Here is a 15,361-nt window from a genome sequence, read left to right on the forward strand (position 1 = left end):
ATTTTGAAAGTTTATTTATTAGGAGATTGATGATGAAACTGACAATATCCGCAGATAATATTAAACTCTTTATCAAGAAAATAGACGAATTAGTTAATATTGAGAATAAAAAAAAGGGGGGCGCTCTCGCCGTTGCGGTTATCCACGGCAATAAAATCATTTATCAGCGTCATATCGGAAAAGCTAGTATTGAACATGCTGTGGTTGTAAAACCTAAAACTAAATTCTATTTAGCGAGTGTTTCAAAACAATTCACGGCTTTTTGTATAGCTTTGCTGGAGAAAGAAGGAAAGATTAACGTCAAGGATAAAGTCAGACAATATTTGGATTATTTACCCGCGCGTTTCTCTGATATTACTATTGAACATCTTATTCACCACACCAGCGGGTTACGGGATATATTTTTACTTTATGGTCTGGCAGGTAAAAACTCAGATTTTGACTACTGCCATGCTGACTTAGAGAGAAAGCTAATCCAAAGACAACAGGCACTTAACGTCCCGTCTGGGGAATATTATCTTTATAGCAACACCGGCTATTATTTGCTGGGGGAAATCGTCAGCGTGGTTTCAGGCCAGTCGTTGAAAAAATATGTAGAAGAAAATGTTTTCGCCCCATTAAAGATGAAAAATACCTTTATCTGCGATGATGTAACCGAGATTATCTCTGACAGGGCGATGGGTTACATTTATAATAAGGATTCACAACGGTGGATAAGAAGCGATATCAACAATTCCGTGGTGGGTAGTGCAGGGGTTCACTCCACCGTGAATGATTTGTGTCGTTGGATGAGAGCATTTTATTCACCATCGATTGTTCAGGATCTGTTGCCTCAATTATTCCGTACACCAGATTTAATCAATGGTAATCGTAATAATTATGCTTATGGTTTGATTATCAATCGACGTGCGGGGCAAACGGTAATACAACACGGTGGTACCTATGCTGGCTTCAGAGCGAGTATTTGTATTTTACCGGATTCTAAATTAGGTATTGTGATTACCACTGCAACAGGTGTTGATGTTGCTAAATGGGTGGATCGGTATATTAATATATTGCTTAACTCCGATGTTGAACCAGAAAAGCCGCATTACCTAACCAGTGATATTGATATCACCGGTATTTTCCGAGGGATAGAGTCTTATCCTTATATTATTACCAAAGAAGATGTTTATTTCTTAGGTAATGTATTTGAGAAAGGTAACCCGATTACTTTTAACTCTGATGGTACATTCCAAGAACAAGGAGGTAAAACTCGGTTCATGCCTATCATTGAAAATGACCATGTTATCGCACTGAAACAGATTGATGAAAATGGTAATATTTTTTATTTTAAAAAAATGAACGATGAAGGAAGCATCGATATTAAGCTATTGTCAGGGCGCTATTATAGTTACGAAACAGAGGCGATAATTGATGTTATATCGTCTGGTAAAGATATTTATATTGATGGGATTGTCCATCCTATGAAAGAAGAGGTTTTGCGGCATATTTATGGGAATAGCTATTTGTCCACAGGAACTAATCTTATTATTGATTTTAAGTTTTATCCTGATGAAAATAAATGTCGACTCTATGTTAGTAATTCGCGTTGCTTGAATTTGGAATTCATTGCAGTTTAATGGACACGTTAGTAAATACAGATTTAGAATAGTATTTAGCTAGCAAGATAGGATTGATGCTATTGTGAGAACTTGGAGATATTTTCTATTAGATACACTTCATTCTAGGCAGAACGGTTATATTTATGTTCTGCCTGTTTTTTGTGAACATCAGCACCTATAATTACTTTATATTGCCACTTACACATTAAATGACAATCATCATCACTTGGATGTTTCTTGTTTACGTCTTACAGTACTGCCCGCATATGTATTGCTGTCAGGTCGTATATTATTCTGTTCTGTAACCTTAAATAAGGAAGTTCATGATGGAATCTACTATATCTACAGATAAAATTAAGTTATTTCTCAAGAAAATAGACGAATTAGTTAATGTTGAGAATAAGAAAAAGGGTGGGGCTTTCGCCGTTATTGTTACCCACGGAAATAAAACTATTTACCAGCGTTATATTGGACAAGCTAGCATTGAACATGCTGTTGCTGTCAAGCCTACAACTAAATTCTATTTGGCGAGTACTTCAAAACAATTCACGGCTTTTTGTATTGCTTTGCTGGAGAAAGCAGGGAAGCTCAGTGTCAAAGATAAAGTTGGGCAATATTTGGATTATTTACCCGCTCATTTCTCTGATATTACCATTGAGCATCTTATTCACCATACCAGTGGATTACGGGATATATTTTTACTTTATAGTCTGGCAGGTAAAAACTCAGGTTTTGACTACCGCCATATTGATTCAGCAAGAAAGTTAGTCCAACGGCAAAAAGCGCTTAACTTTACACCTGGAGAATATTACCTCTATAGCAATACAGGCTATAATTTGCTGGCAGAAATAGTCAGCGTGGTTTCAGGTAAATCGTTAAAAGAATATGCAGAAGAAAATATTTTTGTCCCATTAAAGATGAAAGATACTTTTTTCAATGATGACGCAACTGAAATTATCTTTGACCGGGCGATGGGTTACACCTATAACCAGGATTTACATAAGTGGGTAAGAGATGATATCAACAATTCTGTGGTGGGTGGCGGTGGGGTTCACTCCACTGTGAATGATTTGTGTCGTTGGATTAGAGCATTTTATTCACCATCTATTGTTCGTGATTTGTTGCCTCAATTATCCCGTACGCCAGATTTAACCAATGGCAATCGTAATAATTATGCTTACGGTTTGCTTATCAGCCAACGAGGGGGGCAAAGGATAATAGAACACGGTGGTTCTTATGCTGGCTTCGAATCTAATGTTTGCGTTTTACCGGATGCTAAATTTGGTATTGCGATGACTGCTGCGACAGGTGTTGATACTGTTGAATGGGTGGATCAGAATATTGGTATTTTGCTTAACAATATTGAGCCAGAAGAGCCATATTGTTTAACCAGTGATATCGATATCACCGGTATTTTCCGAGGGATAGAACCTTATCCTTATATTATTACCAAAGAAGATGTTTATCTTTTGGGTAATTTATTTAAAAAGGGTAATCAGATTAATTTTAATTCTGACGGTACATTCCAAGAGAAAGGAAGTCAGATTAGATTCAGACCCATTATTGAAAATGACAGTGTTATCGCACTGGAACAGATTGATGAAAATGGCAATGTTTTTTATTTGAAAAAGATGATCGATGAAGGTGGTGTCGATATTCAGAGATTGTCTGGAAATTATTACAACCATGAAACAGAAGCAACAATGACTATTTCTGCCTCTGGTGACAGGGTTTATATTGATGGTGTCGTTTATCCTGGGAAGAAAGAGGTATTACGTCGGGTTTACGGGAATAGCTATTTTGCCTCCAGTGGTGAACTGATTATTGATTTTGAATTAGATCCTGATATCAATAAACCTCATCTCTATATCAGTAATTCACGTTGTTGGAAGGTAGAATTCGTCGCAGTTTAATTTATAAAGTGATAAATTAGAATGAAGAATGGCATTGTTATAACAGATTGAAATTAATGCTGTTTGGACCTAAAGATATTTTCTATTAGATGTATTTTGTTCCAGGCAGAACTATCATATTTATGTTCTGTCTGTTTTTTTAAACATCATCTCCCGTAGTTACTTTATATTGCCCTCCATATATTAAATGATAATCGTTATCACTTGGATGTTTCCTGTTTACATCTTACAGTACTGCCCACATATGTATTACTATTAGGCTGAATATATATGTTCTGTTTTGTAACCTTAAATAAGGAAATTAATGATGGAATCTATAATATCTACAGATAATATTAAATTATTTCTCAAGAGAATAGATGGACTGGTTAATATTGAAAATAAAAAAAAGGGTGGAGCTCTTGCCGTGGCTGTTATCTACGACAATAAAACCATTTATCAGCGTCATATTGGGCAAGCTAGCATTGAACACGCTGTAGTGGTAAAACCTAATACTAAATTCTATTTAGCAAGTGTTTCAAAACAATTCACGGCTTTTTGCATAGCCTTATTAGAGAAAGAAGGAAAGCTCAGCGTCAAGGATAAAGTCGGGCAATATTTGGATTATTTCCCCGCAGAATTTTTTGATATTACTATTGAACATCTTATTCACCATACTAGTGGATTACGGGATGAATTTTTACTTTATCACCTGGCAGGTAAAAATTCAGATTTTGATCACCGTCATATTGATTTGGTGAGAAAACTGGCCCAACGTCAACAGACACTTAATTTCACGTCTGGTGAGTATTATCTCTATAGCAACACGGGCTATAGTTTACTGGCGGAAATAGTCAGAGTAATTTCAGGTAAATCGTTGAGGAAATATGCGGAAGAAAATATTTTCGCCCCATTAAAGATGAAAGATACCTTTTTCTATGATGACATAACCGAAATTATTTCTGATCGGGCTATGGGTTACGCTTATAACGAGAAGTTACACCAGTGGGTAAGAGATGATATCAACAATTCTGCTGTGGGTGGTGGTGGGGTTCACTCCACCGTGAATGATTTGTGTCGTTGGATGAGAGCATTTTATTCACCATCGATTGTTCAGGATCTATTGCCTCAATTATCCCGTACACCAGATTTAACCAATGGGAATCGCAATAATTATGCTTACGGTTTGATTATCAGTCAACGCGAAGGGCAAAAGATAATACAACACGGTGGTTCCTATGCTGGCTTTAAATCTCATGTTTGTATTTTACCGGATGTTAAATTAGGTATCGCGATTACCGCTGCAACAGGTGCCGAGGTTACTAAATGGGTGGAGCAGCATATTGATATCTTGTTTAACACCGATATTAAGTCAGAAGAACCGCATTGCCTAACCAGTGATATCGATATTACCGGTATTTTCCGAGGGGCAGAGCCTTATCCTTATATTATTACCAAGGAGGATTGCTATTTATTGGGTAATGTATTCGAAAAAGGCAATCCGATTACTTTTAACTCTGACGGTACATTCCAAGAGGAAGGAGGTAAAATCCGATTCAGACCTATCATTAAAAATGACCGTGTTATTGCATTGGAACAGATTAATGAAAATGGCAATGTTTTTTATCTTGAAAAGAGGGTTGATAAAGGTGGTGTCGATATTCAGCAATTATCAGGGCGTTATTATAACTGTGAAACAGAAGCAACGATGATTGTTTCCGCTTCTGGCAATGGGATTTATATTGATGGAGTTGTCTATCCTGGTAAAAAGGAAGTCTTACGTCGGATTTACGGGAATAGTTATTTTTCTCCCAGCACTGAACTGATTATTGATTTTGAATTAGATCCTAATACCAATAAACCTCATCTCTATGTCAGCAATTCACGTTGTTGGAAGATAGAATTTATCACAGTTTAATTTATAAAGTGATAAATTAGAATGAAGAACGACATGGTTATAGCAGAATGGAATTAATGCTATTGAGGGACTAAAGATATTTTCTATTAGATGCATTTTACGCCAGGCAGAACTATTATATTTATGTTCTGTCTGTTTTTTTAAACATCATCTCCGGTAGTCACTTTATATTGCCCACCATATATTAAATGATAATCATTATCACTTGGATGTTTCCTATTTACGTCTTACAGTACTGCCCACATATGTATTGCTATTAGATTGAATATATATGTTCTGTTTTATAACCTTAAATAAGGAAGTTAATGATGGAAGTTACTATATCTACAGATAAGATTAAGTTGTTTCTCAAGAAAATAGACGAACTGGTTAATATTGAGAATAAAAAAAAGGGTGGAGCCCTCGCCGTTGCTGTTACCCTCGGCAATAAAACCATTTATCAGCGTCATATCGGACAAGTTAGCATTGAACATGCTGTTGCAGTAAAACCTAATACTAAATTCTATTTAGCTAGTGTTTCAAAACAATTCGCCGCTTTTTGTATTGCATTGTTGGAAAAAGAAGGAAAGCTTTGCGTCAAGGATAAAGTTGGACAATATTTGGATTATTTCCCTGCCGAATTCTCTGACATTACCATTGAACATCTTATTCACCATACCAGCGGGTTACGGGATGAATTTGGGCTTTATGAGTTGGCAGGTAAAAATTCAGATTTTGACCACCGTCATATTGATTTGGTGAGAAAACTCACTCAACGGCAGCAAGCGCTTAATTATACGCCTGGAGAATACTATCTCTATTGTAATACGGGCTATAATTTGCTGGCAGAAATAGTTAGAGTGGTTTCAGGTAAATCGTTAAGAGAATATGCGGAAGAAAATGTTTTTGCCCCATTAAAGATGAAAGATACTTTTTTCTATGATGACATAACTGAGATTATTCCTGATCGAGCGATGGGTTACGCTTATAACAAGGAGTCGCACCGGTGGGTAAGAGATGATCTCAACGATGTGGTAGTCGGTGGTTCAGGGCTTCATTCTACGGTAAATGATTTGTGTCGTTGGATGAGAGCATTTTATTCACCATCGATTGTTCAGGATCTGTTGCCTCAATTATCCCGTACACCAGATTTGACTAATGGTAATCGTAATAATTATGCTTACGGTTTTATTATCAGCCAACGAGAAGGGCAAAAGATAATACAACACGGTGGTTCCTATACTGGTTTCAAATCCCATGTTTGTATTTTACCGGATACTAAATTAGGTATCGCGATTACCGCTGCAACAGGTGTTGATGTTTCTGCATGGGTGGAGCAGCATATTGATATCTTGTTTAACATCGATATTAAGCCAGAAGAACCGTATTGCCTAACTAGTGATATCGATATTACCGGTATTTTCCGAGGGGCAGAGCCTTATCCTTATATTATTACCAAGGAAGAGACTTATTTTTTAGGTAATTTATTCGAAAAAGGCAACCCGATTACCTTTAACTCTGACGGTACATTCCAAGAGAAAGGTGGTAAAATCCGGTTCAGGCCAATTATTGAAAATGATAGTGTTATTGCATTAGAACAAATTGATGAAAATAGCAATGTTTTTTATTTTAAAAAAATGGTTGATGAGGGTAGTGTCGATATTCAGAGATTGTCAGGGCGTTATTATAATCGTGAAACAGAAGCAACGATGACTGTTTCCGTTTCTGGCGATGGGATTTATATTGATGGAGTTGTTTATATTGGTAAAAAGGAAGTCTTACGGCGAATTTATGGGAATAGTTATTTCTCGCCCAGTACTGAACTGATTATTGATTTTAAATTAGATCCTGATACCAATAAACCTCATCTCTATACCAGTACTTCACGTTGTTGGAGGATAGAATTCGTTGCAGTTTAATTTTAAAAGTGATAAATCAGAATGAAGAATGGCATTGTTATAACAGGGTGTAATTAATGCTATTGAGGGTCTAAAGATATTTTCCATTAGATGCATTTTATTCCAGGCAGAACTATTATATTTATGTTCTGTCTGTTTTTTGAAAATATCAGCTTCTGTAGTTACTTTATATTGCCATTCATATATTAAATGATGATGATTATCACTTGGATGATTTGCTATTTACGTCTTACAGTAATTACTTGTATATGATATTGCTATCAGATCGTATATATGTTCTGTTTTATAATCTTAAAATAAGGAAGTTCATGATGGAATCTACTATACCTACAGATAAAGTTAAGTTGCTCCTCAAGAAAATAGATGAATTGGTTGATATTGAAAATAAGAAAAAGGGTGGCGCTCTTGCTATTGCTGTGACCCACGGTAATAAAACGATTTATCAGCGCCATATCGGAAAGGCTAATATTGAACATGCTGTGGCTGCAAAACCTAATACTAAATTCTATTTAGCGAGTGTTTCAAAACAATTCACCGCTTTTTGCATAGCCTTATTAGAGAAAGAAGGAAAGCTCAGCGTCAAGGATAAAGTCGGGCAATATTTGGATTATTTCCCGGTAGAATTCTCTGATATTACTATTGAACATCTTATTCATCATACCAGTGGATTACGTGATGAATCTTTACTTTATCGTCTGGCAGGTAAAAACTCGCGTTTTGATTACCATAATATTGATTTGATAAGAAAGCTGACGCAGCGGCAACGAGCACTTAATTTTACACCTGGCGAATATTATGCTTATAGCAATACTGGCTATTATTTGCTGGCTGAAATAGTCAGTGTGGTTTCAGGTAAATCATTGAGAGAATATACAGAAGAAAATATTTTCGCTCCGTTAAAGATGAAAGATACTGCTTTCTATGATGATGTCACAGAGATTATTTTTGATCGGGCGATGGGTTACACTTATAACAAGGAACCGAACCGGTGGGCAAGATATGATCTCAATGGTTCGGTGGTGGGTGGCACTGGGCTTTATTCTACGGTGAATGATTTGTGTCGTTGGATCAGAGCATTTTATTCACCATCGATTGTTCAGGAGCTGTTGCCTCAATTATCTCGTACACCAGATTTAACTAATGGCAATCACAATAATTATGCTTACGGCTTGATTATCAGCCAACGAGAAGGGCAAAAAATAATACAGCATGATGGTTCCTATGCTGGTTTCAAATCTGATGTTTGTATTTTGCCTGACGCTAAATTAGGTATCGCTATTACCTCTGCAACAAATATTAATGTCATTCAATGGATTGAACAGTGTCTTGATGTGTTGTTTAACACGAATATAATTGAACCGGAAAAACCATATTGTTTAACCTGTGATATCGATATCACAGGAATTTTCCGAGGGGCAACGCCCTATCCTTATATTATCACCAAGGAGGATTGCTATTTATTGGGTAGTTTATTTGGAAAAGGCGAACCGATTACTTTTAACTCTGATGGTTCATTCCAACAGCAGGGAAGTAAAACCCGATTCAGACCTATCATTGAAAATAATAGTGTTATCTCATTGGAACAGATTGATGAAAGTGGCAATGTTTTTTATTTTAATAAGATGACTGATGACGATATTATCGATATTCAGAGATTGTCAGGGAATTATTATAGTCATGAAATAGAAGCAACGGTGACTATTTCTGCTTCTGGAGATGAAATTCATATTGATGGGGTTACTTATCCTGAGAACAAAGAGGTTTTACGGCGGGTTTACGGTAATAGTTATTTCTCCCCGGGTACTGAATTTGTTATCGATTTTGAATTGGACTCTGATATGAATAAGCCTCACCTTTATATCAATGACTGGGGTTGCTGGAGGGTAGAATTTGTTGTAGTTTAATTTTTAAAGTGATAAATCAGAATGAAGAATGGTATTGTTGTAACAGGATGTAATTAATGCTGTTGAGGGCTTAAAGATATTTTCCATTAGATGCATTTTACTCCAGGCAGAACTATTATATTTATGTTCTGTCTGTTTTTTGAAAACATCAGCTTCCGTAGTTACTTTATATTGCCATTCATATATTAAATGATAGTCATTATCACTTGGATGTTTCCTGTTTACGTCTTACAGTACTGCCCACATATGTATTAGCTATTAGGTTGAATATATATGTTCTGTATTATAACATAAAATAAGGAAGTTCATGATGGAATCGAAGATATCTACAAATAATATTAACTCTTTTATCAAAAAAATAGACGAACTGGTTAATATTGAAAATAAAAAAAAGGGGGGCGCACTCGCTGTTGCTGTTACTCACGGTAATAAAACAATTTATCAGCGCCATATCGGAAAGGCTAACATTGGACATGCTGTTGCTGTGAAACCTAATACTAAATTCTATTTGGCGAGCGTTTCAAAACAATTCACGGCTTTTTGCATTGCTTTGTTGGAGAAAGAAGGAAAGCTTTGCGTTAAGGATAAAGTTGGACAATATTTGGATTATTTCCCCGCAGAATTCTCTGATATTACCATTGAGCATCTTATTCACCATACCAGTGGATTACGTGATCAATTTTTACTTTATAGCCTGGCAGGTAAAAATTCAGTCTTTGACCACCGTCATATTGATTTGGTGAGAAAACTGACGCAACGGCAACAAGCGCTTAATTTTACGCCTGGAGAATATTATCTCTATAGCAACACGGGTTATAATTTAATGGCGGAAATAGTCAGAGTAGTTTCAGGCCAGTCGCTGAGAGAATATGCAGAAGAAAATGTTTTCGTCCCATTAAAGATGAAAGATACCTTTTTCTATGATGATGTTACCGAAATTATTTTTGACCGGGCAATGGGGTACTCCTATAACGAGGACTCAAACCGATGGATAAGAGAAGATCTCAATGATGCGGCGGTAGGAGGTTCGGGGCTATATTCTACAGTGAATGATTTGTGTCGCTGGATGAGAGCATTTTATTCGCCATCGATTGTTCAGGATCTATTGCCTCAATTATCTCGTACGCCAGATTTAACTAATGGCAATCGTAACAATTATGCTTACGGTTTTGCGATCAGCCAACGTGAAGGGCAAAAGATAATACGACATGATGGTGGTTATGGTGGCTTCAGATCAGAAGTTTGTATTTTGCCTGATGCTGAATTAGGTATTGCTGTTACTTCTGCAATGAATACTAATGTTTCTAAGCTTGTTCGACAATGTTTTGACGTATTGTTTAATCCCAATGGTACTAAACTAGAAAAACAGCCTTGTCGGACTGGTGATATTGATATTACGGGTATATTCAAAGGAATACAACCTTATCCTTATATTATTACCAAAGAAGATTGCTATTTATTAGGTAATTTATTCGAGAAAGGCAACCCGATTATCTTTAATTCTGATGGAACATTCCAAGAGGTGGATGGGAAAATTCGGTTCAGACCTATCATTGAAAATGACAGTATTATTGCATTGGAGCAGATTAATGAAAATGGCAATGTTTTTTATCTAGATAAGATGATTGATGATGGTGGTACCGATATTCAGCTACTATTAGGATATTATTATAACCACGAAACAGAATCTGTGCTCACTGTTACAGCTTCTGAAAATGAGCTTTATATCGATGCCATTATTTCTCCTGGAAGAAAAGAGGTCTTACATCGGGTTTATGGGAATAGTTATTTTTCTCCTAGCACAGAGATTATTATTGATTTTGAATTAAATTCTGACACGGATGAACCTTATCTTTATCTCAGTAATGATCGTTGCTGGAATATAGAATTCGTCCCAGTTTAATTGATAGTGTTGTGAACACGAGTTGAGAATAGTGTTTTTCTGGTAGAATTGATTGAATTATATTAGGCAGAATTTCCATATTATTATTCTGCCTTATCATACTGTATATATGTTATTTTTATATAACCTTAAATAAGGGAATTAATGATGGAATCTACTATATCTAAAAATAAAATTAAGTTGCTTCTCAAGAAAATAGACGAATTGGTTAATATTGAAAATAAGAAAAAAGGTGGCGCTCTCGCAGTTGCTGTTACCCACGGAGATGAAACCATTTATAAGCGTTATATCGGACAAGCCAGTATTGAACATGCTGTTGCTATAACCCAAAATACGAAATTCTATATGGCGAGTGTTTCGAAACAATTCACGGCTTTTTGTATAGCCTTGTTGGAAAAAGAAGGAAAGATCAACGTCAAGGATAAAGTTGGAAAATATGTGGATTATTTCCCGGCATATTTCTCTGATATTACCATTGAGCATCTTATTCATCATACCAGTGGATTACGGGATAAATATGTCCCTTATGGCTTTGCCGGTAAAAATTCAGATTTTGACCACCGCAGTATAGATTTATTGAGAAAACTGATTCAACGGCAACAAAAGCTTAATTTTACGCCTGGGGAATATTTTAGCTATAGCAATACGGGCTATAATTTGTTGGCAGAAATCATCAAAGTGGTTTCGGGTAAATCGTTAAGAGAATATGCGAAAGAGAATATCTTTATTCCATTAAAGATGAATAATACTTCCTTCTATGATGAAGTTACTGAGATTATCTCTGACCGGGCGATAGGTTATGTCTATAACGAAGATTCAAATCAATGGATAAGATATGATCACAACGATTCAACTATAGGGAGTGCGGGGCTGCGTTCTACAGTGAGTGATTTATGCCGCTGGATGAAAGCATTTTATTCACCATCGATTGTTCGGGATATGTTGCCTCATTTATCTCGTATGCCAAATTTAGCCAATGGCAATCGCAACAATTATGCTTACGGTTTGATGATTAGCCAACGTGAAGGGCAAAAGATAATACGGCACGATGGCGCCTATGGTGGTTTTAAAGCTGATGTTTGTGTTTTACCTGATGCTAAATTAGGTATTGTGATTACTGCTGCAACAGGTATTAATAGTGTTGAGTTTACTAATCAATGTCTTAATGTATTATTTAACACTGATATGACTGAACCAGAGCATTGCCGAACCAGTAATATTGATATTACCGGTATGTTCAAGGGGGCTGATCCCTATCCCTATATTATTACCAAGGAAGATTGCTATTTATTAGGTAATTTATTCGAGAAAGGTAATCCGATTATCTTTAACGCCGATGGAACATTCCAAGAGAAGGGTGGAGAAATCCGGTTCAGACCGATCATTGAAAATAACAGTGTTATCGCACTGGAACAGATTGATGAAAATGACAATGTTTTCTATTTGAAGAAGATGACTGGTAAAGGTGATATTGATATTCATCGATTATCAGGTCGCTATTATAATAACGAAACGGAATCAATTGTCAATATTGAAGCATCCGGCCATGATCTTTATATTGATGCGGTTGTCTTGCCGGGGAAAAAAGAGGTCTTAAAGTGGGCTTACGAGAATAGTTATTTATCTACCAGTACTCAACTTATTATTGATTTCGAATTAAATCATGACACAAATAAACCTCGTCTTTATGTCAATGATTCACGTTGTTGGAAGATAGAGTTTTCCTTGGTTAATTAATGGATGTTTTTGTAAATAAAAAACAGGAATTAAATACAATGTTTTCCAGGCAGAACTTGAATATTCATATTTTGCCTGTTTTTTGCATATTACTTGCATGGCTTACGTAACTTGAGTAGCTACGTAAGCTTTCTTAAGTGATTGGAAATCTAAACTTCACGGATAAATTACTTTGATTTCCATCACTAATATAAAATTCCCACATCAGGAGAAGTGATCAATTCCATGGTTTCTTTTAGTTGTTCCAAAGGCTAATCCCACCATTGTATTTCAGTTAGTTGAATTATAGACTGTGAAATATATTTTATACTGTAAGTATGAATTCTTGCTTAATTCCGCACTGGCGTACAAATTCAGTGTCATGGGAGATTAATATTAATGTACCTTGATAATTACTTAATATTTCTTCCAGTAACAAACGGGAATCGAGATCCAAATGGTTTTCTGGCTCATCCAATAGCAGAATATCAGGTACTTGATTACCCCCGGTAATTGCCAGGAGAGTAACTTTTAACTGTTCTCCGCCACTTAATTGACTAATTGGCAGCATGGCTTTTTCTCTTCTTAGTCGAATATTACCAAGACGGGTTCGCCAATCTGTAACACTGATGTTTGGATAGAAAATATGGAGTGCTTCTGGAGCTGGTAGCGTTTTATCCAATAAGTTGAAAGATTGGTCCAAATAGAGATAAGTACCATATATCTGACATGAACCTTTCAATGGGTTGAGTCGAGCACTAATGACTTTCAGCAGAGTAGATTTACCACTGCCATTACAACCGCGAATATGCCACTTCTCACCTGCAAAGATAGATAAAGAAATTGGTATGGTAGAACCCCAAGGTATAACTAAATCATTCAGATGGATGCGCAGGCGATTTTGTGTGTTTTTATAATTCAATGTAATGTGTTGTGAGTGTAATTGCTCCAATTGCTGTTTATATTGATGAAGTTCTTGGGTTAATTTCCTATTTTGCTGATTATGCTGTTGTTTAAGTTTGGAAAGGTTCTGTTCTGAGCGATTTTTTTTCATATCAAGTAACAGTTTGGATTGAGAGCCACTGCTCTGTTGTGCTTCGCCTTGCCTTCGGCGTTGGGCTGCTCGTTGTAATGTAAGCTGTTGTTGTTGTTTCTCTTGCTTAATTTGTTTGGTAACGGCTTCTGCTTTGCGTTCGGTGGCGGTAATTTCCATTTGTTTAATATTCTTATAGAAAGAATAATTACCGCCAAATGATTTCAATCCATTGCTGCTGAGTTCAAAAATATTGTCAACGTGTTCCAGTAGGTATCTGTCATGGCTGACAATCAGAGCCCCACTGGGATGTTTATGTAGTTTTTTCTGTAACCAAAGGCGGCTTTTTTCATCCAAATGGTTACTTGGTTCATCTAGTAACAGATAGCTTTTAGATTGTAAAAAGGCCATGCATAGTGCCAGACGTGTTTGTTCACCCCCGCTTAGTTGGGAAATAGGATGAGCCAGTGAAATATTGAGATGGGCAGAATCGAGTATCTGTTGCCATTGTGCAGGTAAATGCCAGACATCGTATAATTTTTCTAAATCTTCAGGTCGGCCTTCTCCGCGTTCTACACGGCAAAAGCAGTCATAAATATCGGCAATTCCCAGTGCGTCTGCAATACGAGGCCCGTTGAGGCGGCTCAATTGGTTAACCATATAAAATGGTGTATGCCATGCCACTGTTCCTTGTGAAGGAGGGAGTTGACCAGACAGGATCTTAAGTAATATTGATTTCCCTTGTCCATTGCGACCAATTAGCGCGGATACGCCAGTAGGTAGATTAGCTGAAAGTTCGTTGAAAAGTAGGGAGCCGTTAAATTCCACAGATAGCTGTGAGAAAGTACAAATATTAATTGGCATAAAATCTCCTGATTTACAGGACAGACAGCATGCTAAAGGGGTAAAAGGACCAGAGTAAATGCATACTACCTGTCAAAAAAACACGACTAGATGCTGTTAAGGCTGCACCAGTTATTTTTTCTAAAAGGTAGGTGTTACTTCATTGGCGTAGAGAACCTCGTAAATTGGAAGATTGAAATTATAATGCATGAAGAGAATATGAGTAATTCTACTCTATATTGAACAAAAAGCTATTGCTTTATTCACAGTAAAAGTTTTAACTATGAAAAAATTGAGTATTTGCTTTTTTACTGGTTTTCTAATCGGTCAGTTATTGGTTATAGATATAACTGGGCTTTTAATGCATTGTTTTGGATTTATAAATGGGTTTCATGATATAGGGACGAATCCCAAAATCATTTTAATGTGAATACTAAAGAAGCTAACGTAGATAACTTAATAAAGGAGTTAAAAAAATGACTAAGAGAGAGGAGTTTTTGGCTTATTTAAGTGAAGCGAGTAAAATAGTTGAACAATGGCCAGATTGGAAGAAAGGTGGATTGAGAGCCTATCGTAACCTACAGACATCTGGTGAAAATAAACCTAAGGATTATACGACAGGTGAGGCTGAAAATAAGTTGGCATAACCT

At 36.3% G+C, this 15,361-nt stretch carries 9 protein-coding genes; 8 read left to right on the plus strand and 1 reads right to left on the minus strand.

Going from position 1 to position 15,361, the window contains the following annotated elements:
* Positions 1-29 precede the first annotated feature (29 nt).
* The 7 genes from EAE92_RS04555 to EAE92_RS04585 all read left to right on the plus strand — a co-directional run bounded on the left by EAE92_RS04555 (position 30) and on the right by EAE92_RS04585 (position 12,856).
* A complete protein-coding gene (locus EAE92_RS04555; protein ID WP_214067204.1) occupies positions 30-1,622 on the plus strand; it encodes a serine hydrolase domain-containing protein in 1,593 nt (530 codons plus the stop codon).
* A 305-nt stretch (positions 1,623-1,927) separates the two neighbouring features.
* Complete coding sequence (locus EAE92_RS04560; protein WP_214067205.1) at positions 1,928-3,517, plus strand: serine hydrolase domain-containing protein; 1,590 nt, start codon at positions 1,928-1,930, stop codon at positions 3,515-3,517.
* 304 nt (positions 3,518-3,821) lie between these two features.
* Positions 3,822-5,414 (plus strand): serine hydrolase domain-containing protein, encoded by a 1,593-nt coding sequence (locus EAE92_RS04565; protein WP_214067206.1) that lies wholly within the window; start codon positions 3,822-3,824, stop codon positions 5,412-5,414.
* A 305-nt stretch (positions 5,415-5,719) separates the two neighbouring features.
* A complete protein-coding gene (locus EAE92_RS04570; protein ID WP_214067207.1) occupies positions 5,720-7,312 on the plus strand; it encodes a serine hydrolase domain-containing protein in 1,593 nt (530 codons plus the stop codon).
* Between the two features lie 308 nt (positions 7,313-7,620).
* Positions 7,621-9,216: a serine hydrolase domain-containing protein gene (locus EAE92_RS04575; RefSeq protein WP_214067208.1), complete on the plus strand. Its 1,596-nt coding sequence runs from the start codon at positions 7,621-7,623 to the stop codon at positions 9,214-9,216.
* Between the two features lie 307 nt (positions 9,217-9,523).
* A complete protein-coding gene (locus EAE92_RS04580; protein ID WP_214067209.1) occupies positions 9,524-11,119 on the plus strand; it encodes a serine hydrolase domain-containing protein in 1,596 nt (531 codons plus the stop codon).
* Positions 11,120-11,263: 144 nt separating this feature from the next.
* Positions 11,264-12,856, plus strand: coding sequence for a serine hydrolase domain-containing protein (locus tag EAE92_RS04585; RefSeq protein WP_214067210.1), 1,593 nt, complete (start codon positions 11,264-11,266; stop codon positions 12,854-12,856).
* A gap of 304 nt (positions 12,857-13,160) precedes the next feature.
* Here the strand turns inward: EAE92_RS04585 and EAE92_RS04590 are convergent, their stop codons facing one another.
* Positions 13,161-14,732: an ATP-binding cassette domain-containing protein gene (locus EAE92_RS04590; RefSeq protein WP_214067211.1), complete on the minus strand. Its 1,572-nt coding sequence runs from the start codon at positions 14,730-14,732 to the stop codon at positions 13,161-13,163.
* Positions 14,733-15,187: 455 nt separating this feature from the next.
* Here EAE92_RS04590 and EAE92_RS04595 point away from each other — a divergent pair, with 455 nt between their 5' ends.
* A complete protein-coding gene (locus EAE92_RS04595; protein WP_160297021.1) occupies positions 15,188-15,358 on the plus strand; it encodes a hypothetical protein in 171 nt (56 codons plus the stop codon).
* Positions 15,359-15,361: the final 3 nt, after the last annotated feature.

Source organism: Photorhabdus hainanensis (assembly GCF_018448965.1).
In the GTDB taxonomy this organism is placed as follows: Bacteria; Pseudomonadota; Gammaproteobacteria; order Enterobacterales; family Enterobacteriaceae; genus Photorhabdus; species Photorhabdus akhurstii.